This window comes from Pseudomonas sp. URMO17WK12:I12, assembly GCF_000514395.1.
Taxonomy (GTDB): domain Bacteria; phylum Pseudomonadota; class Gammaproteobacteria; order Pseudomonadales; family Pseudomonadaceae; genus Aquipseudomonas; species Aquipseudomonas mucoides.
Window position 1 is genome coordinate 168288 of sequence record NZ_AZVV01000008.1, and the last position, 22135, is coordinate 190422.

Genomic DNA, 22135 nt, shown 5'->3' on the forward strand with positions numbered 1-22135 from the left:
CCGAGTTGGCTTCATCGCGAGCAGGCGCTACAAAACCTCAACCATTACCCGGCACATTCGGCCAAAGATTCGCCACCAGAAACAACCGCTCCGCTTCCTCCCAGTCCCCCACGGCATTCTCGGTCAGGCGCACCAACAACTGCGCCGGCGCCAACGGCTCCAGAGTACCGAGCCACGCATTCAATTGCTCGACGCTCCAGGTCTGCTCCGCAGGATAATGCGCCGGCGCCAGCCAGGCATGGCGGGGCAGGGGCTGCCAGCGACCGAAAGGGCGCTGCACGACAAAATCCGCCCAGTCCTTCTGATGCAGCCAGCTACCGCGCAAATGCTGCGGATGCGCGCCGCCGGGCGGTTCGGCCTGTCCCGGCCACGGATACAGCAGGTAACCGCCGAGCCACAAGTGGGCGCTGAACTGCTGGATATCCAGGGCCGCCAGCACTTCGCGGCTTTCGACGCGGGCAGAAATGGGCAATTGATGCTGAGCCAGGTGCGCCAGTTTTCGGTCCAGTCGATCATGGCAGCCGGGGCCGAGCCACTGCGCGGTGTCGTGTCCGTCGCCATGTTGCGGCCCCAGATAGAGCTTGATCGCCAGTTCCAGGTGATGCACGCCGTCGCGGTCACGCAGCAGCATGTCCAGTTCGCCCAGCGTGTGGCCTTCACGGCGAATCGGCAGGTTGGCGGCGATCAACTCGATTCCCGGCGCGTGACGCACCGCGTACTGCCAAAGCCGCTCGTAATACAGGCCCAAGCGCCGGGTTCGGGCCTGGGACAGCCAGTGCAGCAAGTCATAACTGTCACGGTCCAGTTGCCGCAACCAGCGTTCCAGGCGTTGCGGTTCTTGCACCCATTCACTGCCGGCCAGCGGATGCCGCTGCGGCCAGGGCGTATCAACGAGCATCGGCGGCGCGAGGATGACCCAGGCCAGGTCGCGCACTTCGGGGTGGCGCAACTGATGGGGCAACGAGAGCAAATCGGGAAATAGGATCATCTTGCGAGCATAGCCCTAAACATGAGTACACCCTTGTGGCTGAAAGGATTTTGTCTATCCCGCGCTTTCGCCCATAATCGTCTTTTTCGCCGTCCTTGCAGGAACCCCATGGAGCAATTTCGTAATATCGGCATCATCGGTCGCCTGGGCAGTTCCCAGGTGCTGGATACCGTCCGCCGACTGAAACGGTTTCTGCTCGATCGTCACTTGCACGTGATCCTCGAAGACACCATCGCCGAAGTCCTTCCCGGTCATGGCCTGCAAACCTCGTCCCGCAAGATGCTCGGCGAAGTGTGTGACATGGTGATTGTGGTCGGCGGCGACGGCAGCCTGCTGGGCGCCGCTCGCGCGCTGGCCAAGCACAACATACCGGTACTCGGCATCAACCGTGGCAGCCTCGGTTTCCTCACCGATATTCGCCCTGATGAGCTGGAAGTCAAAGTCGCCGAAGTGCTCGATGGCCACTACCTGGTGGAAAATCGCTTCCTGCTGCAAGCCGAAGTCCGCCGGCACGCCGAAGCCATCGGTCAGGGCGATGCCCTCAATGATGTGGTGCTGCACCCCGGCAAATCAACGCGAATGATCGAGTTCGAACTCTACATCGACGGCCAGTTCGTCTGCAGCCAGAAGGCCGACGGCCTGATCGTCGCGACGCCCACCGGTTCGACGGCCTATGCGCTGTCGGCGGGCGGACCGATCATGCACCCCAAGCTTGACGCTATTGTGATTGTGCCGATGTACCCCCATACCTTGTCGGGCAGGCCGATTGTGGTCGATGGCAACAGTGAGCTGAAAATCGTCGTGTCCAAAGATATGCAGATCTACCCGCAAGTCTCCTGTGACGGGCAGAACCACTTCACCTGCGCGCCGGGTGACACCATCACCATCAGCAAAAAAGCGCAGAAGCTGCGGCTGATCCATCCGCTTGACCACAACTACTACGAAGTCTGCCGGACCAAGCTCGGTTGGGGTAGTCGATTGGGTGGTGGAGGCGACTGATGCTCGATCCCGCGCGTAGCTACGACCTGATCGGTGACGTGCACGGTTGCGCTCTGACCCTTGAGCACTTGCTCGACCGGCTCGGTTACCACAAACAAGGTGGCGTCTGGCGGCATCCGTCGCGCATGGCCGTATTTGTGGGCGACATCATTGATCGCGGCCCGCGGATTCGCGAGGCGCTGCACATCGTGCATGACATGGTCGAGGCCGGCCAGGCGCTGTGCATCATGGGTAACCATGAATTCAACGCGCTGGGCTGGAGCACGCCGGCGCCACCGGGCAGCGGCAAGCAGTTCGTCCGTGAACACACGCCGCGTCATGCCCGGTTGCTGGGTGAAACCCTGACCCAGTTCGAAGACCATCCCGGTGACTGGCATGACTTCCTGCAATGGTTCTACGAGATGCCGTTGTTCGTCGATGCCGGGCGCTTCCGGGTGGTGCATGCGTGCTGGGATTCGGGCCTGATCGAGCCCTTGCGCGGATTGTTTCCCAACGGTTGCGTCGATGAGCATTTCCTCCAGGCCTCGGCCGTGCCGGGCAGTTTCGCCTGCACCGTGTTCGACCGGTTGCTGCGCGGCACCGACATGCGCTTGCCCGATGGCTTGACCATGACCAGCGGCGACGGTCTGGTGCGTTCGTTCTTCCGCACCAAATTCTGGGAGGACGACCCGCAAACCTACGGAGACATTGTGTTCCAGCCCGACGCATTGCCTGAGCCCGTGGCCAGGACGCCACTGTCGTCCACGGAAAAAAATACCTTGCTGCGCTATGGCGTCGACGAGCCACTGTTGTTCGTCGGCCACTACTGGCGCAGCGGCAAACCGGCGCCGATTCGCCCGAACCTGGCCTGTCTGGATTACAGCGCCGTGCTCTACGGCAAACTGGTCGCCTACCGGCTGGATCAGGAAACCCGGCTCGATCCGCATAAATTTGTCTGGGTCGATGTCGAACGGCCGGAGGTGCTGCAATGAGTGTGGTTGCCGTTTTACGCCTGCCGCTGGCGGTGGATTTGAGCGGGTTCGTCAAACTGCTGCAGCGCATGCAGGTGCCGCACCGCGTCAGCGAGGAGGCGGGCGAGCAAGTGCTGTGGGTGCCGTCCAACATCAGCGAAGACGTGCGTTCGCTGTACGAACGTTTTCCGGCCGGTGATCCCGATCAGCAGCTCGACATTCCGGCAGCGCAAACCACTCGGCGCCCCGGTTTCGTCGAGCAACTGCGTTACGCCAGGGCGACCGCGGCGATTTTGCTGCTGAGTATCCTGGTGGGTGCGGTGACGCTGCTGGGCGAAAACCTCGACACGATGCGCTGGCTGACCTTCCTCGATTTTCGCGTGGTCGGCGAGTACATCCGTTTCGTACCGTTGGCCGACAGCCTGGCGGCAGGGCAGTGGTGGCGCCTGATAACGCCGATGCTGATCCACTTCGGCATCCTGCACCTGGCCATGAACGGCATGTGGTACTGGGAGCTGGGCCGGCGCATCGAATCGCGTCAGGGCAGCATCAACCTGATCGGCCTGACGTTGCTGTTCAGCCTCGTCTCAAACTATGCCCAGTATTATTTCAGTGGTCCGACCTTGTTCGGTGGCTTGTCCGGCGTGCTGTACGGCTTGCTCGGGCATTGCTGGATCTTCCAGTTGTTGTCGCCGAACCCGGCTTATCGCCTGCCGCGCGGCGTGCTGGTGATGATGCTGGTGTGGTTGGTGCTGTGCCTGTCCGGGCTGGTCTCGATGATCGGCTTCGGTGAAATTGCCAATGCGGCGCACGTCGGCGGGTTGCTCGTCGGATGCCTGACCGGTTTGTTGGGTGGTTTGTACAACCGCCGTAAACTGGCCGCCTAAATCAGTTTATGTAGTAAAGAGCGCGGAGACCCTGATGTCCTCTTTTAACGAAATGATCCAAAACATCACCCCCGAGATCTACCAGAGCCTGAAACTGGCGGTGGAAATCGGCAAATGGTCCGACGGTGGCAAACTCACCGCCGAACAACGCGAACTGTCGCTGCAAGCGATGATTGCCTGGGAAATCCAGAACCTGCCCGAAGACCAGCGCACCGGTTACATGGGCCCGCAGGAATGCAGTTCGAAGTCGATCAGCGTACCGAACATTTTGTTCAAATCGGATGCCATCCATTGATCGAGATTGGCCGCGGTGCAATCAGTAAAATGTCGTCGCGTCTTGACGGGTCCGACGTGCAGTATGCGTTTCGCCTGGGCGATGTCGAGGTGCCGGTCAATCCAATGATCGGCACCACCGTACGCCTGGAATACCTGGGGGCGATCTTTTGCTCCCATTGCGGGCGCAAGACCAAAACCAGTTTCAGCCAGGGCTATTGCTACCCGTGCATGACCAAACTGGCGCAGTGTGACATCTGCATCATGAGCCCCGAGCGTTGCCACTACGACGCTGGCACCTGCCGTGAGCCGGAGTGGGGCGAGAAGTTCTGCATGACCGACCACATCGTGTACCTGTCCAACTCGTCGGGGGTGAAAGTCGGGATTACCCGCGCCACCCAGCTGCCGACCCGCTGGATCGATCAGGGTGCCCGTCAGGCGTTGCCGATCATGCGCGTGTCGACCCGCCAGCAGTCGGGTTTCGTCGAAGACCTGTTCCGCAGCCAGGTGGCGGACAAGACCAACTGGCGCGCCTTGCTCAAGGGCGAAGCGGTGTCGGTGGACCTGGCCGAAGTGCGTGATCAACTGTTCGACAGCTGCGCCGAGGGCCTGCAAACCCTGCAGGAACGATTTGGCCTACAAGCGATTCAGACCATTGCCGACGTAGAAACCCTCGAAATCCGCTATCCGGTCGAGCAATACCCGGCCAAGATCGTCAGCTTCAACCTGGACAAGAATCCGATTGCCGAAGGCACGCTGTTGGGAGTCAAGGGCCAATACCTGATCTTCGACACCGGCGTGATCAATATTCGTAAATACACGGCTTATCAGCTCGCCGTGCATCAGTAAGGACTCCAGCATGCGCACCGAACAACCGAAGATGATTTACCTGAAAGACTATCAGGCGCCCGAGTACCTGATCGACGAGACGCACCTGACCTTCGAGTTGTTCGAGGACCACAGCCTGGTCCATGCGCAACTGGTGATGCGCCGCAATCCCGAGCGCGGCCCTGGCTTGCCGCCGCTGGTACTGGACGGTCAGCAGCTGGAACTGCTGTCGGTCACCCTGGCTGATCGCGAGCTGAGCGAAAGCGACTATCAGTTGACGGACAATCACCTGACCCTGCACCCGACCAGCACCACGTTCACGGTCGACACCAGCGTGCGGATTCACCCGGAAACCAACACCGCGCTGGAAGGCTTGTACAAATCCAGCGGCATGTTCTGCACCCAGTGTGAGGCCGAAGGCTTTCGCAAGATCACCTATTACCTCGATCGCCCGGACGTGATGAGCAAGTTCACCACCACGGTCGTCGCCGAGCAGCACAGCTATCCGGTGCTGCTGTCCAACGGCAACCCGATTGCCTCGGGCCCTGGCGAAGACGGCCGGCACTGGGCGACCTGGGAAGACCCCTTCATGAAGCCGGCGTACCTGTTTGCGCTGGTGGCCGGTGATTTGTGGTGCGTTGAAGACACCTTCACCACCATGACCGAGCGTTCCGTGGCACTGCGCATCTACGTCGAGCCGGAAAACATCGACAAGTGCCAGCACGCCATGAACAGCCTGAAGAAGTCGATGCGCTGGGATGAAGAGGTTTACGGTCGCGAGTACGACCTGGACATCTTCATGATCGTCGCGGTCAACGACTTCAACATGGGCGCCATGGAGAACAAGGGCCTCAACATCTTCAACTCCAGCGCCGTGCTGGCCCGCGCCGAAACGGCGACCGACGCTGCGCACCAGCGCGTCGAAGCCATCGTCGCCCACGAATACTTTCACAACTGGTCGGGCAACCGCGTGACCTGCCGTGACTGGTTCCAGCTGTCGCTCAAGGAAGGCTTCACCGTGTTCCGCGATGCCGGATTCTCCTCGGACATGAACTCGGCCACGGTCAAGCGCATCCAGGACGTGGCTTACCTGCGCACACACCAGTTCGCCGAAGACGCTGGTCCCATGGCCCACGCCGTGCGCCCGGACAGCTTCATCGAGATTTCCAACTTCTACACCCTGACCGTGTACGAAAAGGGTTCGGAAGTGGTCGGCATGATTCACACCTTGCTCGGGGCCGACGGCTTCCGCAAAGGCAGTGACCTGTATTTCGACCGCCACGACGGCCAGGCGGTGACCTGCGACGACTTCATCAAGGCGATGGAAGACGCCAATGGTGTCGACCTGACGCAATTCAAGCGCTGGTACAGCCAGGCGGGTACACCGCGCTTGGTGGTGAGCGAGTCCTACGACGCGACGGCGAAAACCTACAGCCTGACCTTCCGTCAAAGCTGCCCGGCGACCCCGGACAAGGTTGAAAAACTGCCGTTCGTGATTCCTGTGGAGTTGGGCCTGCTGGACGCCAAAGGCGCGGCGATTGCCTTGCGCCTGTCCGGCGAAGCCAGCGCTCAGGGCTCATCGCGGGTGATCTCGGTGACCGAAGCCGAGCAGACGTTCACCTTCATCGATATCGCTGAACAGCCGTTGCCTTCATTGCTGCGTGGTTTCTCCGCGCCGGTGAAACTGAGCTTTCCGTACAACCGCGATCAACTGATGTTCCTGATGCAGCATGACAGCGATGGTTTCAACCGCTGGGATGCCGGTCAGCAACTGTCGGTGCAAGTGCTGCAAGAGCTGATTGCCCAGCATCAGGCGGGGGAAACGCTGGTGCTGGATCAGCGCCTGATTTCTGCTTTGCGCACGGTGTTGTCGGACGAGACGCTGGACCAGGCCATGGTTGCGGAAATGCTTTCGTTGCCGGGTGAGGCGTACCTGACTGAAATCAGCGAAGTGGCTGATGTCGATGCGATTCACATTGCCCGTGAGTTTGCTCGCAAGCAATTGGCTGAAGGGTTGTTTGAGGCATTGTGGCTGCGTTATCAGGCTAATCGTGACCTGTCGAAGAAGACCCCTTATGTGGCCGAAGCCGAGCACTTTGCTCGTCGCGCGTTGCAGAACATTGCGCTGTCGTACTTGATGCTCAGCGGCAAGCCGGAAGTGTTGGCGGCGACGCTTGAGCAGTTCGAGGCGAGCGATAACATGACCGAGCGCCTGACGGCGTTGGCGGTGCTGGTCAATTCGTCGTTTGAAGCAGAAAAGGCCAAGGCACTGGCGAGTTTTGCCGAGCACTTCAAGGACAATCCGCTGGTCATGGATCAGTGGTTCAGTGTTCAGGCGGGCAGTGCGTTGCCGGGTGGTCTGGAGCGTGTGCGTCAGTTGATGCAGCATCCGGCCTTCAACATGAAGAACCCGAACAAGGTACGCGCGCTGATCGGTGCGTTTGCCGGGCAGAACCTGATCAACTTCCATGCGGCGGATGGTTCCGGGTATCGCTTCCTGGCGGATCTGGTGATCGAGTTGAACGGGTTTAACCCGCAGATCGCTTCCCGGCAGTTGGCGCCGCTGACTCGCTGGCGCAAGTATGATGATGCGCGTCAGGCATTGATGAAAGGCGAGCTGGAGCGGATTCGTGCTTCGGGTCAGTTGTCCAGCGATGTGTTTGAAGTCGTGAGCAAGAGTCTGGCCTGAGTCTGGTTTTTCTCCCTCAGGGTTCACTCGGACCCTGTGGGAACTGACTTTTCTGCTTTGACTGCCTACTGATGTACACCGTCCAAAACTGTAGGAGTGAGCCTGCTCGCGATGGCGTCCTGACAGACGACCATTCTCTTCCTCGGTGTACATATCCATTTCTGCGGTAACGGCCACTTGTGGTTTCGCCCTTACGGCGAGGCACTTTTTTCAAACGCCAAAAAAGTACCCCAAAAGGCTCGCCCCGAGCGTCCGGCCCCTCGCTAAGGCTCGGCGTTCCTTCGCTCCGGTATCCATCCGGGGACACTGCCCTCCGGTCTGCTTCGCTACGACCTACATGCAGCGTGTTCGACTGCGTCGAACGGCGCTACGCGCCACTCCCCGGATGCACACCTCCACTCAGCCTCCCGAGGGGGCGGGTGAATCAAAAGCCAGATCAAAAGCTTTCAGGCGAGCTAACGCTCGGCCTGTTGAGTGGTGAGGGGCGGGAGGTAATTACTGTAAGGGTTGTGGGAGGCTGGATATTTTAGTTTGGCTTTGGCTTTGGCTTTGGCTTTGGCTTTGGCTTTGGCTTTTGATCTTGATCTTGATCTGCTTTTGATCTTTCGCCCCTTCGGCAGGCCGAGCGTAGGTGTTCATCAGGGGGGTAGGCGCGTAGCGCCGTGCGGCGAAGCCGCACACATCGAGAGGAGGTCGTAGCGAAGCAGACCGTAGGCGATGCCCCCTGATGGACACCGTAGTGAGGGAACACTGAGCCTTAGCGAAGTGCCGTACGCCGGGGCGAAGCCTTTTGCTTACTTTTCGGCGTTTGGAAAAGTGAGTCGCTGTAAGAGCGAAACCGCCAGAAGCCATTACCGCAGCAACGGATATGTACACAAAGCAATCAGCCTGCCTGATACCCTGACATTCAGCCAAACCCCATCCCCGTCAGGTTAACAAAAGATAACGTGGCGTCGATTGTCAGACCTTTCCAAACCCCGATAGGATAAGCCAGCTTCCGAAGGGGCTCTAGATTGCGCGTTTCAGGACTAAGCTCCAAACAGCCAATCACCACGAGCCACCTTACGGCGCCCTGAAAGGTTGAACGACCTAACAATAATAATGGGGGAAGGTCTATGAGTGAGCCTGTCATGGGTGTGGGTATCTGCCGCCCGCCGGCACTGCGCAAATTCGCGTTGCTGGCTACAGCGCTCTCGCTGTTGGGCTGTGCCGCCTTGTCGGCACCTGCGCTGGCCGCTGCCGCGCCAGCATCCGATACTGTTTTTGCCATTGAATCTGCCAAGGCCGTCAAAAGCCTGATGCTCGATGTCGTCCACGCCGGCAAGCGCCTGGTGGCGGTCGGTGATCGCGGGCATATCCTGTATTCCGACGATCAGGGCGCAACCTGGGTTCAAGCCAAGGTGCCAACCCGCGCACTGCTGACCTCGGTGTTTTTCGTCGATGACAAACACGGCTGGGCCGTCGGCCATGACGCTCAGATCCTCGCCAGCGAGGACGGTGGCGCCACCTGGACCAAGCAATTCGAAGATTTGAAACGCGAAGCTCCGCTGCTCGACGTCTGGTTCAAGGACGCCAACAGCGGCTTTGCCGTGGGCGCGTATGGCGCGCTGCTGGAAACCACCGACGGTGGCAAGCACTGGGAAGACGCCAGTGATCGCCTGGACAACGAAGACCAGTTCCACCTCAACGGTATCGCATCGGTCAAGGATGCCGGGCTGTTCATCGTCGGCGAACAGGGCAGCATGTTCCGCTCTGCCGACTGGGGCCAGACCTGGGAAAAACTCGAAGGCCCGTACCAAGGTTCGCTGTTCGGCGTGATCGGCACGGCACAAGCCAATACGCTGCTGGCTTACGGTCTGCGCGGCAATCTCTACCGCTCTACGGATTTCGGTAGCACCTGGGAACAGGTTGAACTCAAAGCCACTCGCGGCGCGCTGGAGTTCGGGTTATCCGGTGCAACGCTGCTTGACGACGGCGCCATCGTGATCGTCGGCAACGGCGGCTCGGTCATCCGCAGCAACGACAACGGCGAAACCTTCAGCGTGTTCAACCGTCCGGATCGCATTTCCGTTTCGGCAGTGACGGCGGCGGGCAACGGCAATCTGATTCTGGCAGGACAGGGCGGCGTTCGCGCTACTTCGCCAACCGGCTCAGAGCTGGGCAAATAATAAGAAGGGCGGAGCTATGACATCCATGACAAGTCATCACCAGGACAAGGCGACGTTTCTAGAGCGCCTGATTTTCAACAACCGCCCGGCAGTGATCACGATCTGCCTGCTGGTCAGTATTTTCCTGTTCTGGCAGGCGACGCTGATCCGGCCGTCCACCAGTTTCGAAAAAATGATCCCGCTCGAGCATCCCTTCATTCAAAAGATGATGGAGCACCGCAACGATCTGGCGAACCTGGGCAACACCGTGCGCATCTCGGTGGAAGCCACTGACGGCGATATCTTCTCCAAGGAATACATGGAGACCCTGCGTCAGATCAACGACGAGGTGTTCTACATTTCCGGCGTCGACCGTTCCGGCCTCAAGTCGCTGTGGAGCCCGAGCGTGCGCTGGACCGAGGTAACGGAGGAGGGCTTCGCCGGGGGTGAAGTGATCCCGCAAAGTTACAACGGCTCCCAGCAAAGCCTCGATCTGCTGCGCAACAACGTCCTCAAGTCCGGGCAGGTCGGGCGGCTGGTGGCCAACGACTTCAAGTCGAGCATCGTCGACATCCCGCTGCTGGAGTCCTACCCGGACCCGCAGGACCAAGGCAAGTTGCTGGCACTGGACTATCGCCAGTTCTCCCACCAGCTGGAAGAAAAGATCCGCGACAAGTTTGAAAAGCAGAACCCTAATGTGCAGATCCACATCGTCGGTTTCGCCAAGAAAGTCGGTGACCTGATCGATGGCCTGGTCATGGTGGTGATGTTCTTCGGCGTCGCCTTCATCATCACGCTGATCCTGCTGTACTGGTTCACCAACTGCATGCGCAGCACCGTGGCGGTACTCAGTACTACCCTGGTGGCGGTGGTCTGGCAGTTGGGGTTGATGCACTTCTTCGGCTTCGGGCTCGATCCTTACTCGATGCTGGTGCCGTTCCTGATCTTCGCCATCGGTATTTCCCACGGCGTACAGAAGATCAACGGTATCGCCTTGCAATCCAGTGAGGCCGATAACGCACTGACCGCTGCGCGACGCACGTTCCGTCAGCTGTTCCTGCCGGGGATGATTGCGATCCTCGCGGATGCGGTGGGTTTCATCACGCTGCTGATCATCGATATCGGTGTGATTCGTGAGCTGGCCATCGGCGCGTCCATCGGCGTGGCGGTGATCGTGTTCACCAACCTGATCCTGCTGCCGGTGGCGATTTCCTACGTCGGTATCAGCAAGCGAGCCGTTGAACGCAGCAAGAAAGACGCACACCGCGAACACCCGTTCTGGCGCCTGCTGTCGAACTTCGCCAGCAAAAAAGTCGCGCCGGTGTCGATCTTCCTCGCCTTGATCGCCTTCGGTGGTGGCCTCTGGTACAGCCAGAACCTGAAAATCGGTGACCTCGATCAGGGTGCACCAGAACTGCGTCCGGACTCGCGCTACAACAAGGACAACAACTTCATCATCAGTAACTATTCCACCAGTTCCGATGTGTTGGTGGTGATGGTCAAGACCAAGGCCGAAGGTTGCTCACGCTATGAAGCCATGGCACCGATCGATGAGCTGATGTGGAAGATGCAGAACACCGAGGGCGTGCAGTCGGCGATTTCCCTGGTGACCGTGTCCAAACAGATGATCAAGGGCATGAACGAGGGCAACCTGAAATGGGAAACCCTGTCGCGTAACCCGGACGTGCTGAACAACTCCATCGCCCGTGCCGATGGCCTGTACAACAACAGCTGCTCCCTGGCGCCGGTGCTGGTGTTCCTCAACGATCACAAGGCGGCAACGCTGGATCGCGCGGTGCATGCGGTGCAGGACTTCGCCAAGGAGAACAACAAGGACGGTCTGGAATTCATCCTCGCGGCCGGTAACGCCGGCATCGAGGCGGCCACCAACGAGGTGATCAAGGAATCCGAGCTGACCATCCTGATCCTCGTCTACATCTGCGTCGCGACCATGTGCATGATCACCTTCCGTTCGTGGGCGGCGACCTTGTGCATCGTGTTGCCACTGGTGCTGACCTCGGTGCTCGGCAACGCCTTGATGGCCTTCATGGGTATCGGTGTGAAAGTGGCGACCCTGCCGGTGGTTGCGCTGGGTGTAGGGATTGGCGTGGACTACGGCATTTACATCTACAGCCGTCTGGAAAGCTTCCTGCGTGCCGGTCTGCCGTTGCAAGAAGCCTATTACCAGACGCTGAAGTCCACCGGTAAAGCCGTGCTGTTCACCGGTCTGTGCCTGGCCATCGGCGTGTGCACCTGGATCTTCTCGGCCATCAAGTTCCAGGCTGACATGGGCCTGATGCTGACCTTCATGCTGCTCTGGAACATGTTCGGCGCGCTGTGGCTGTTGCCGGCGCTGGCACGCTTCCTGATCAAACCGGAGAAACTGGCCGGGCAGAAGGGCAACTCGCTGTTCGCTCACTGATCCTTGCCTGAAACAAAAAAGCCGCAACCCTGGTTGCGGCTTTTTTACACCCCGAATTCAACACTAACCCCCCTGTAGGAGTAGAGCTTGCTCGCGATAGCGGTCTTACATTCAACATCTATGTTGAGTGACCCTCCGCCATCGCGAGCTAGCTCTGCTCCTACAGGGGATGTGTTTTTTCAGGAAGGATCGCTACCCAACACCACATTCAACGCACTGCGCGCATCGTCCAGCTGCACCAGCGTCGCATGCCGTGCGCCGAGGGCATCGCGGTTTTCGATGGCGGTGAGAATCGCCTTGTGCCGGGGCAGCGCCAGTTCATGCAGGTTCGGCCGCTGGTTGGAATGCTTCAAGGCTTCGGCAATCGCCACCGACAGCATGTTGCACAGGTTGGCCAGCAAGTCGTTGTGGGTTGCATCGGCGATGCGGCTGTGGAAGTCCAGGTCCGGTTGCAGCAACGCTTCCGGGGTCGGCGCCGCTTCCATGCGCTGGTAGGCTTCGCCGATGGACGCGATGTCTGCCTCCGTGGCGAACTGCGCGGCGAGTGCAGCGGCGGCGGGTTCGATGATGCTGCGCACACTGGTGAGCAAATCGAAAAACTGATTCTGCGGGCTGCTTTGCATCAACCAATGCAAAACGTCCGGGTCGAGCATGTGCCACTCCTTGCGCTGCTTGACCACCGTACCCACTCGCGGACGGGAATACACCAGGCCTTTGGCAACCAACACTCGGGTGGCCTCGCGCAGCACCGGGCGGCTGACCGCATACTCCTCACACAACAGGGCTTCGGCGGGTAGTTTGTCGTCTGGCTTGAAGCGCCCGGAAACGATCTGCATGCCCAGTTCCTGGACAATGCGCGAGTGCATGCTTTTGCGGTCGGAGGGTTTGCGGTAATCCATGGGGAACGGCGCGGTCCTGTGCGAAGGGGGGGCTGCATGATAACAGGCACGACGGGATCTTGAGGCAGGTGCAAAGCAATTGTGGGAGCGAGCCTGCTCGCTCCCACAGGGGGACAGTGAGTTAGTGAGAGTGGCGCGGCACTTCGGCGCCGCGGCAGCCGACCAGGAAGTCGAAGTCGCAACCCTGATCCGCCTGCAGCACATGGTCGATGTACAGCTGACGATAGCCGCCCAGGATCATCTGTTGCGGTGGCTGCAAGTCCGCCATCCGCGCGGCCAGTTCAGCATCCGGAATATCCAGGTGCAAACGGCCGCTGCCACAGTCCAGCTCAATCCAGTCACCTTCTTTCACTGCCGCCAATGGCCCACCTGCCGCCGCCTCCGGTGCAACGTGCAACACCACGGTGCCGTAGGCGGTGCCACTCATGCGCGCATCGGAAATGCGCACCATGTCGGTCACGCCTTGGGCGAGCAACTTGGCTGGCAAACCCATGTTGCCGACTTCAGCCATGCCCGGGTAACCCTTCGGCCCGCAGTTCTTCATTACCAGGATCGAGTTGGCGTCGACGTCCAGTTCCGGATCGTTGATTCGCGCCTTATACATGTCGAAGTTCTCGAACACCACCGCGCGCCCGCGATGCTGCATCAGTTCTGCCGTGGCCGCGGACGGCTTGAGCACCGCACCGAGTGGCGCCAGGTTGCCGCGCAACACGCAGATGCCGCCGTCGGCACGGATCGGGTTGTCGAGGGTGCGGATCACTTCGTCCTCGCCGTAGATCGGCGCGTCTTTGGTGTTCTCGCCGAGGGTCTTGCCGTTGACAGTCAATGCATTCGGATGCGGGATCAGGTTGGCCTCACCGAGACGGCGCAGCACGGCGGGCAGGCCGCCGGCGTAGTAGAACTCTTCCATCAGGAAGCGCCCGGACGGTTGCAGGTCGACGATGGTCGGCATGCCGCGACCGATACGGGTCCAGTCGTCCAGCTCCAGGTCCACGCCGATGCGGCCGGCGATGGCTTTCAAATGGATTACGGCGTTGGTCGAACCGCCAATGGCGGCGTTGACACGAATGGCGTTTTCGAAGGCTTCTTTCGTGAGGATTTTCGACAGCTTCAAGTCTTCTCGAACCATCTCCACCGCACGCATGCCGGACATGTGCGCGAGGACATAGCGGCGTGAATCAACCGCCGGAATCGCCGCGTTGTGGGGCAGGGAAGTGCCCAGTGCTTCGGCCATGCAGGCCATGGTCGATGCCGTGCCCATGGTGTTGCAAGTGCCCGCCGAACGGGACATGCCACCCTCGGCTGCGAGGAAGTCGTCGAGGGTGATGGTGCCGGCTTTCACTTGTTCGCTGAGCTGCCAGACCACCGTGCCCGAACCGATGTCCTTGCCCTTGTGCTTGCCGTTGAGCATCGGACCGCCGGTGACGACGATCGCCGGCACGTCGCAACTGGCCGCGCCCATCAGCAGCGCCGGGGTGGTTTTGTCACAACCGGTCAGCAATACCACGCCATCAATCGGGTTGCCGCGAATGGCTTCTTCGACGTCCATGCTCGTCAGGTTGCGGGTAAACATGGCAGTCGGGCGCAGATTGGATTCGCCGTTGGAGAACACCGGGAATTCAACCGGCCAGCCACCGGCCTCGATCACCCCGCGTTTGACGTGCTCCGCGATCTGGCGGAAGTGCGCGTTGCACGGGGTTAATTCCGACCAGGTATTGCAGATGCCGATGATTGGTTTGCCCTGGAACTGGTGGTCGGCGATGCCCTGATTCTTCATCCAGCTGCGGTACATGAAGCCGTTCTTGTCGGCGGTGCCAAACCATTGGGCGGAGCGCAGGGTGGGTTTCTTATCAGACATGATCGATTCTCTTATTGTATGACTATATTGTTGCGACTACGGCGTAACATAAGCTCAAATTCACAGGTTTGGAAGTGTTGTTGGGTAATAAGTATTACTATATAGTCGATTTCAACGGAGGGTTGGCCCTGGTTGTTTTCGGCGAGAGGCGGCCCCCGAGGTTCTATAACAACAACAATCGGAGACCGATCTCATGAGCCAGGAACTGCGGCTTATCCGTCGCATCACGCTGAAACTGATTCCCTTCCTGATCCTGCTGTACCTGATCGCCTATGTGGATCGCTCCGCCGTAGGCTTCGCCAAGCTGCACATGGGCGCCGACATCGGCCTCGGCGACGCCGCTTACGGCTTGGGTGCCGGGCTGTTCTTCATTGGTTATTTCCTGTTTGAAATCCCCAGCAACCTGATGCTCGATCGCTTTGGCGCACGACGCTGGTTTGCGCGGATCATGATCACCTGGGGCGCGATCACCATCGGCATGGCGTTCGTTCAGGGACCGCAGAGTTTCTACGTGATGCGCTTTCTGCTCGGTGCGGCGGAAGCCGGGTTCTTCCCCGGTGTTCTGTACTACATCACGCAGTGGTTCCCGATTCGCCATCGCGGCAAGATCCTCGGTCTGTTCATCCTGTCCCAGCCTATCGCGATGATGGTCACCGGCCCGGTGTCCGGCGGTTTGCTCGGCATGGACGGCACCCTCGGTTTACACGGCTGGCAGTGGTTGTTCATCGTCATCGGTACACCGGCGATCCTGCTGACCTGGCCGGTGCTGCGTTACCTGCCTGACGGTCCACAGCAAGTGAAATGGATGGACCAGGCCGAGAAAGACTGGCTGTCCGGTGAGTTGAAAAAGGACCTTGAGCAATACGGCCAGACCCGTCACGGCAACCCGTTGCACGCACTCAAGGACAAACGCGTGTTGCTGCTGGCACTGTTTTATCTGCCAGTGACGTTGAGCATTTATGGCTTGGGTCTGTGGTTGCCGACGTTGATCAAACAGTTCGGCGGCAGCGACCTCGTCACCGGTTTCGTCTCGGCAGTGCCGTACATCTTCGGGATTGTCGGTTTGCTGATCATTCCGCGCAGCTCCGACCGATTGAATGACCGCTACGGTCACCTGGCCGTGCTGTATGTGCTGGGTGCCATCGGCCTGTTCCTCAGCGCCTGGCTGACGGTGCCGGTGTTGCAACTGGCGGCGCTGTGTCTGGTGGCGTTTGCGCTGTTTTCCTGCACGGCAGTGTTCTGGACTTTGCCGGGTCGATTCTTTGCCGGGGCCAGTGCGGCGGCCGGGATCGCCTTGATCAACTCGGTGGGCAACCTGGGCGGTTACATCGGTCCGTTCGTGATCGGTGCGCTCAAGGAGTACACCGGCAACCTGGCGTCGGGGCTGTATTTCCTGTCGGGTGTGATGGTGTTCGGGCTGGTGCTGACGGGCGTGGTTTACCGGTTGCTGGAGCGCAAGCACGTGCTGCCGGCGGATCAATTTGCGGCCAGTGCGCGTGGTGCAACCCGCACCTGAGTTTCAGGGTTAACGCCGATCAACTGTAGGCGTGAGCCTGCTCGCGATAGCGGTGTATCAGTCGCCATCAATGTTGAAGGTGATGGCCTCATCGCGAGCAGGCTCACTCCTACGGGGATCGGTGGTGTTTCGAATAAACAGGAGAAAATCATGCGTTTGGTTCAATTCGAATTAAGTCATGGCGAGCGCCGCGTCGGTGTCGTCGAGGACGGTCTGGTCCGTGAAGTGCAGAACGCGCATACCGTTCGCGATCTGGCACTGGCAGCCATTGAAGCCGGCACAACTCTGCAGGAGCAAGTAAACGCCCTGGGCCTGGGCATCAGCCACAACTACGCCGAACTGCTCGCCGCGCTGCGCATCCTGCCACCGCTGGACCACCCGGACCCGGCTCACATGCTGGTCAGCGGCACCGGCCTGACCCATTTGGGCAGCGCCTCGGCCCGGGACAAAATGCATCAACAGGCCGGTGACGAAGCGGCCATGACTGACACCATGCGCATCTTCAAATGGGGCGTGGAGGGCGGTAAACCGGACGCAGGGCAGGCCGGCGTACAACCGGAATGGTTCTACAAGGGCGACGGCAGCATCGTCGTTCGGCCGGGCCAACCGTTCCCGCTGCCACCGTTCGCCGAAGACGCCGGCGAAGAGCCCGAGCTCAGCGGCCTCTACGTGATCGGTCACGACAGCAAGCCTTATCGCCTCGGTTATGCGGTCGGCAACGAGTTCTCCGATCACGTCATGGAACGTAAGAATTACCTGTACCTGGCACACTCAAAATTGCGCAGTTGCAGCTATGGGCCGGAGCTTCGGGTGGGCGAACTACCCCAACATCTGGCCGGCACCAGCCGCATCCTGCGCGACGGCGAAGTGCTGTGGCAGAACGAGTTTCTCAGCGGCGAAGCCAACATGTGCCACAGCCTGGAAAACCTCGAATACCACCATTTCAAGTACAGCCAGTTCCTGCGTCCGGGGGACGTGCACATTCATTTCTTCGGCACCGCGACCCTGTCGTTCGCCGACGGTATTCGTACGCGGCCGGGTGATGTGTTTGAAATCAGCCAGGTCGAGTTTGGTGCACCGTTGATCAACGGCATCGAGCCTGCGCCAGCAGCGTTCGAACCCGGTACCGTCGGCACCCTTTAAGGAGATATGCATGACCCTGATCCTTGGACACAACTACATCGGTGGCCAGCGCAGCGCTGTCGGCTCGCTCAAACTCCAGAGCCTCGATGCCAGCACCGGCGAAGCGTTGCCGCATGATTTCTACCAGGCCACTGCGCAAGAAGTGGACGCCTCCGCCAAGGCCGCCGCGACGGCTTACCCGGCCTATCGTAGCTTGAGCGCGGAACGTCGCGCCCAATTCCTCGATGCAATTGCCGATGAACTGGACGCTCTGGGTGACGAATTCGTTGCCGTGGTCTGCCGCGAAACCGCGCTGCCTGCCGGCCGTATTCAAGGCGAACGCGGTCGCACCAGCGGCCAGATGCGCCTGTTCGCCAAGGTGCTGCGTCGCGGTGATTTTTACGGTGCACGGATCGATAAAGCGTTGCCCGAACGCACGCCACTGCCACGTCCGGACTTGCGCCAATACCGTATCGGGCTCGGCCCGGTGGCCGTGTTCGGGGCCAGCAACTTTCCGTTGGCGTTCTCGACGGCGGGCGGCGATACCGCCTCGGCCCTGGCGGCGGGTTGCCCGGTGGTGTTCAAGGCGCATGGTGGTCACATGGCCACGGCCGAATGGGTGGCTGACGCAATCCTGCGTGCCGCGGAAAAAACCGGCATGCCGGCCGGTGTGTTTAACATGATCTACGGTGGCGGGGTCGGCGAAGCGCTGGTCAAGCACCCGGCAATTCAGGCCGTCGGCTTTACCGGCTCGTTGAAGGGCGGGCGCGCCTTGTGCGACATGGCCGCTGCACGCCCTCAGCCAATTCCGGTGTTCGCGGAAATGTCGAGCATCAATCCGGTGATCGTGTTGCCACAGGCGTTGCACAGCCGCGCTGATACAGTCGCCCGTGACCTGACGGCGTCAGTGGTTCAGGGCTGTGGTCAGTTCTGCACCAATCCAGGGTTGGTGATCGGGATTCGTTCCCCGCAGTTCAGCGCATTCGTGCAGCAGGTCGTGTCGTTGATCAACGATCAGCCGGCGCAAACCATGCTCAATGCCGGAACCTTGAGCAGCTACGGCAAAGGCCTGGAAAAACTCCTCGCGCATCCGGGGATCGCGCACCTGGCGGGCAACGCGCAACAGGGCAATCAGGCTCAGCCGCAACTGTTCAAGGCGGACGTCAGCCTTTTGCTCAAGGGTGATGAAGTCTTGCAGGAAGAGGTGTTCGGTCCGACCACGGTGGTGGTGGAAGTGGCCGATCAGGCACAACTGAGCGCTGCACTGAACGGGCTGCATGGCCAGCTCACGGCAACGATCATTGGCGATCCGGCGGACTTTGAACAGTTCGGCGAGCTGACCGCGCTGCTGGAGCAAAAAGTCGGGCGGATTCTGCTGAACGGGTATCCGACCGGTGTGGAAGTTTGCGATTCGATGGTCCACGGCGGACCGTACCCAGCGACGTCTGATGCACGCGGCACGTCAGTGGGCACCTTGGCGATTGACCGCTTCCTGCGCCCGGTGTGCTTCCAGAACTACCCGGACAGCCTGCTGCCGGACGCGTTGAAGAATGGCAATCCGCTGCGCATCCAGCGACTGGTGGATGGCCAGCCATCACGAGAAGCCCTCTAACGGTTAAACACAATCCCTGTAGGAGTGAGCCTGCTCGCGATAGCAATCTAACATCCAACATCAATGTTGAATGAAAGACCTCCATCGCGAGCAGGCTCACTCCAACATTGTTTTGTGTTGCTGGTGAGTTTTGTGGTCGGCATCGGGCCGTGAGCACATTGAGCTATCATTGCGTCTTTCTCATTCAAAGATTGATTGCCATGACTGCCGTAGCCGACACCTTGCTTAACACCCTCGAACACTGCGACATGGTGGAAATCGACGGGTTGCATGCTTTCGAATTCTCCCTCGATGAAGACGACAACTTGCACATTGAATGCATGGACGGCCGAGCGGCCAAGAATTGGGAGTTCACCCCGGCACAGATTCAGGCAGCCACCTTCGACCCGACCCTGCAAAGCTGGGTGATCACCGGCAGTTCCGGTGAGCATCGTCTGGTGTGTACGAAAGCATTCGGCGGCGGTGACGACGAGGATGACGAGCATGAGGATGCGTAAAATCTGGCCTCTGTTGATGGCTGGCAGTATCGGCGCGATGGGCACTCAGGCCGCTTCGGCCGAGGACTATCAGTTGCTGGTGGGTTCCTACACGGCGGGGCAGAGCCAGGGCATTTATCGCCTGAACTTCGACAGTTCGACCGGGCAGATCAACCCCAAGCCACTGCAAGTGATCAAGACTGAAAATCCGTCCTGGTTGACGCTGTCCAAGGATCAGCATCGGCTGTTCGTGGTCAACGAAAACGGCCCAGGGCAGAAAGATCCGGTCGGGCGCGTCAGCAGTTATGCCATTGATCCCAAAACCCATGCGCTGAGCCTGATCAATCAGGTGCAGAGCCTGGGCAACGAGCCGACCCATTCGAGCCTGAGCGGCGATGGCCGTCATCTGTTCGTCAGCAACTACTCGGTGGTGGAAGATCCGGGCGGCACCCTTGCGGTGTTGCCGGTGGGCACCGATGGCAAACTCAACACCGTGGTGCAGATGAGCAGCCATCTGTCGAGTCGGGTCAACCCCGAGCGGCAGATGTCGGCTCACGTGCACTCGACGATTTCCTCGCCAGACGGTCGGTACGTGTTCTCCAATGACCTGGGCGCTGACAAGGTCTTTGTCTATCGCTTCGACCCCAAGGCCAACCCGGACCTGCCATTGACGCCGGCCAAACCGGCGTCAGTCCAGTTGCCGCCAGGCAGCGGGCCGCGTCATCTGTTGTTCAGCGCCGATGGCAAGCATGCCTGGCTGACCATGGAAATGAGTGCTCAGGTGGCCGTGTTCGATTACAAGGACGGCACACTGGAGCAAACGCAGATGGTTGACCTCGCGGCGGGCCAGCCCACGTCTGATAAGGCCGCGGCGGCGCTGCATGCCTCCGCGGATGGCAAATTCCTCTACGTCAGCAACCGTGGCACCGCCAATCAGTTGCTGGTGTTTGCCATCGACCCGGCGACTGGCCACCTCAAGGAATTGCAGCGACGCTCCGTGGATGGCGACCATCCGCGCGAATTCAGCCTCGATCCCAGTGGCCAATTCCTGTTGATTGCCAATCAGAAGAGCAACGAGATTGTCGTCGTCGAACGCGATGCCAAGACCGGTTTGCTGGGTAAAACCGTGCAAAAGCTGCCGATGGACGCGCCAAGCGACCTCAAGTTCATGCTGCGTCAATAGGCCGCAGGCCCCGGTACTAGGGGCCTGCATCCTTCTATTAATGATGCTGATATCTGCTAATGCTACAAAGCATTTCAAGACGCGGACCCTCGAAGGTTAAGTTTGCTTCACGGCCCCACCGGGCAAGCAAGCCAACTGAATCCGAGGAATACCGGCATGAACTTCAATCTCTTCTCTGTTATCGCCGCTTCAGCTATCTCCGCCACCGTTGCTCTGCCAGCCAGCGCCAACGTTGAAATCAACGAGAAAAAATCCCACGCTCAGAGCTACACCCAGAAATACCTGCAACAGAGCGCCAACTTCTACGCCGCTCTGGATCACAAAACCCAAGCCTGAAATTCCAGCCCTGCACCTTTTATGCAGGAGCGAAGTCACTTGCGTCGATCAAGCTGAAACGCTTTGAGAAACCTGAGTGATGTCGCTCCTGCATAACGCGTTTACGACAGCATCACATTGCCATCATTTTCTGGCTTGATATCACATGGCCACGAGTCTAGATTTGACGCTGAGTTTTTGACTCCTTTTCTAATAACAAGGATCGACAGCATGGCGATGCGTCTGGCAGTGGTTCTTCTATTTCTGTATTCCACCCCCATTCTTTCGGACGCACAGCCCGTTTCGTCCGAGCCGGACGCGGCCCGCGAACGCATGATGAGTTTTATCAACGACTGAAATAGATTGGCTTAATGATCAACGAAGCTGATGGTCACTATGGATAACCCTGAGTGGTTACCACAGCATTTTTGATTGATTCTGTGGGCATCGAAACATGCCCACGGAGAACACCATGGCCAGCTCAATCCTCACTTCTGCCAAACACGGCGCCTACCTGGCCATCGGTCTTTACGTCGCAATGGTGCTGGTGGTCAGCCTTTCGGCTCAATCGCAACACTCCGTAGACGCGCCGATTCAGGTCGCTTATCCCGCTATCCAGTTCGAACACCGCGCTCAAGACGTCGTGGTCGATCACGCAGAACTGGCGGGAGTGGTCGGGGCATGAAAGGGCGCAAACTCTGGGTAATCGCCTTTCTGGCGTTCATGACCAACGGCGCTTCGTTGCTGGGCATCGGGCAGGGCTCGGCCGGTTCCGTGGCCCGGTCGATAGAAGCCAATCACAACCTTGCACGCAACATTGAAACGCAGAAGGCGATGGGGCTGTTGGCGGGTAATCCACCGATCAAGCGCCAGGTCGATTTTTTCGGGCCATTCCAGGTGGATTGCTCGGTGTTGCAGATGTGTGAAGTGCTTGCCTGAATCGCCTGCCCGGCACGCACTTTGTAGCAGCC

Annotated in this window: 20 protein-coding genes; 17 read left to right on the forward strand and 3 right to left on the reverse strand. The window is 59.6% G+C overall.

What is annotated here, in order from left to right; all coding sequences use genetic code 11:
- Positions 1–37: 37 nt before the first annotated feature.
- Positions 38–988, reverse strand: a complete 951-nt coding sequence (locus D882_RS0111620) for a DUF1853 family protein (RefSeq protein WP_027923399.1) — start codon at positions 986–988, stop codon at positions 38–40.
- 108 nt (positions 989–1096) lie between these two features.
- Between D882_RS0111620 and D882_RS0111625 the strand changes: the two genes are divergently transcribed.
- The 8 genes from D882_RS0111625 to D882_RS0111665 all read left to right on the forward strand — a co-directional run bounded on the left by D882_RS0111625 (position 1097) and on the right by D882_RS0111665 (position 12183).
- The gene (locus tag D882_RS0111625) at positions 1097–1987 is read left to right on the forward strand and encodes an NAD(+) kinase (RefSeq protein ID WP_027923400.1); all 891 of its coding nucleotides are present in this window, start codon (positions 1097–1099) and stop codon (positions 1985–1987) included.
- Positions 1984–2958: a metallophosphoesterase gene (locus D882_RS0111630; RefSeq protein WP_371258947.1), complete on the forward strand. Its 975-nt coding sequence runs from the start codon at positions 1984–1986 to the stop codon at positions 2956–2958. The genes D882_RS0111625 and D882_RS0111630 overlap by 4 nt, the downstream gene beginning before the upstream one ends.
- Positions 2955–3824 carry a rhomboid family intramembrane serine protease gene (locus D882_RS0111635; protein ID WP_027923402.1) on the forward strand — a complete coding sequence of 290 codons (870 nt, stop codon included), beginning with the start codon at positions 2955–2957 and terminating at the stop codon, positions 3822–3824. The genes D882_RS0111630 and D882_RS0111635 overlap by 4 nt, the downstream gene beginning before the upstream one ends.
- Before the next feature lie 34 nt (positions 3825–3858).
- Positions 3859–4119: a YeaC family protein gene (locus D882_RS0111640; protein ID WP_027923403.1), complete on the forward strand. Its 261-nt coding sequence runs from the start codon at positions 3859–3861 to the stop codon at positions 4117–4119.
- Entirely contained in the window at positions 4116–4946 is an 831-nt protein-coding gene (locus D882_RS0111645; RefSeq protein ID WP_027923404.1) for a DUF2797 domain-containing protein, read from the forward strand. Before D882_RS0111640 ends, D882_RS0111645 begins: the two co-directional genes overlap by 4 nt.
- Before the next feature lie 10 nt (positions 4947–4956).
- The gene (gene pepN / locus D882_RS0111650) at positions 4957–7614 is read left to right on the forward strand and encodes an aminopeptidase N (RefSeq protein WP_027923405.1); all 2658 of its coding nucleotides are present in this window, start codon (positions 4957–4959) and stop codon (positions 7612–7614) included.
- A gap of 1115 nt (positions 7615–8729) precedes the next feature.
- Positions 8730–9782, forward strand: a complete 1053-nt coding sequence (locus tag D882_RS0111660; RefSeq protein WP_027923406.1) for a YCF48-related protein — start codon at positions 8730–8732, stop codon at positions 9780–9782.
- Between the two features lie 25 nt (positions 9783–9807).
- Positions 9808–12183, forward strand: a complete 2376-nt coding sequence (locus D882_RS0111665; RefSeq protein ID WP_027923407.1) for an RND family transporter — start codon at positions 9808–9810, stop codon at positions 12181–12183.
- Positions 12184–12362: 179 nt separating this feature from the next.
- Here the strand turns inward: D882_RS0111665 and D882_RS0111670 are convergent, their stop codons facing one another.
- Together D882_RS0111670 and D882_RS0111675 are read right to left on the reverse strand one after the other, a co-directional pair.
- On the reverse strand, positions 12363–13082 hold the full coding sequence (locus D882_RS0111670; protein ID WP_027923408.1) for a FadR/GntR family transcriptional regulator: 720 nt from the start codon (positions 13080–13082) through the stop codon (positions 12363–12365).
- Between the two features lie 121 nt (positions 13083–13203).
- On the reverse strand, positions 13204–14940 hold the full coding sequence (locus D882_RS0111675) for an IlvD/Edd family dehydratase (RefSeq protein WP_027923409.1): 1737 nt from the start codon (positions 14938–14940) through the stop codon (positions 13204–13206).
- Positions 14941–15133: 193 nt separating this feature from the next.
- Here D882_RS0111675 and D882_RS0111680 point away from each other — a divergent pair, with 193 nt between their 5' ends.
- The 9 genes from D882_RS0111680 (at position 15134) to D882_RS0111720 (ending at position 22103) form a co-directional block, all read left to right on the forward strand.
- Positions 15134–16456, forward strand: coding sequence for an MFS transporter (locus tag D882_RS0111680; RefSeq protein WP_027923410.1), 1323 nt, complete (start codon positions 15134–15136; stop codon positions 16454–16456).
- A gap of 150 nt (positions 16457–16606) precedes the next feature.
- Positions 16607–17599, forward strand: coding sequence for an AraD1 family protein (gene araD1 / locus D882_RS0111685; RefSeq protein WP_027923411.1), 993 nt, complete (start codon positions 16607–16609; stop codon positions 17597–17599).
- Positions 17600–17609: 10 nt separating this feature from the next.
- On the forward strand, positions 17610–19190 hold the full coding sequence (locus D882_RS0111690; protein ID WP_027923412.1) for an aldehyde dehydrogenase (NADP(+)): 1581 nt from the start codon (positions 17610–17612) through the stop codon (positions 19188–19190).
- Positions 19191–19390: 200 nt separating this feature from the next.
- Entirely contained in the window at positions 19391–19687 is a 297-nt protein-coding gene (locus tag D882_RS0111695) for a DUF5629 family protein (protein WP_027923413.1), read from the forward strand.
- Positions 19674–20849, forward strand: coding sequence for a lactonase family protein (locus D882_RS0111700; protein ID WP_027923414.1), 1176 nt, complete (start codon positions 19674–19676; stop codon positions 20847–20849). Before D882_RS0111695 ends, D882_RS0111700 begins: the two co-directional genes overlap by 14 nt.
- A gap of 156 nt (positions 20850–21005) precedes the next feature.
- Complete coding sequence (locus D882_RS0111705; RefSeq protein ID WP_027923415.1) at positions 21006–21185, forward strand: hypothetical protein; 180 nt, start codon at positions 21006–21008, stop codon at positions 21183–21185.
- Between the two features lie 210 nt (positions 21186–21395).
- Entirely contained in the window at positions 21396–21521 is a 126-nt protein-coding gene (locus D882_RS1000000133155) for a hypothetical protein (RefSeq protein WP_256218381.1), read from the forward strand.
- Between the two features lie 115 nt (positions 21522–21636).
- Positions 21637–21849, forward strand: a complete 213-nt coding sequence (locus D882_RS0111715) for a hypothetical protein (protein ID WP_027923416.1) — start codon at positions 21637–21639, stop codon at positions 21847–21849.
- Entirely contained in the window at positions 21846–22103 is a 258-nt protein-coding gene (locus tag D882_RS0111720) for a hypothetical protein (protein WP_027923417.1), read from the forward strand. The genes D882_RS0111715 and D882_RS0111720 overlap by 4 nt, the downstream gene beginning before the upstream one ends.
- Positions 22104–22135 lie beyond the last annotated feature (32 nt).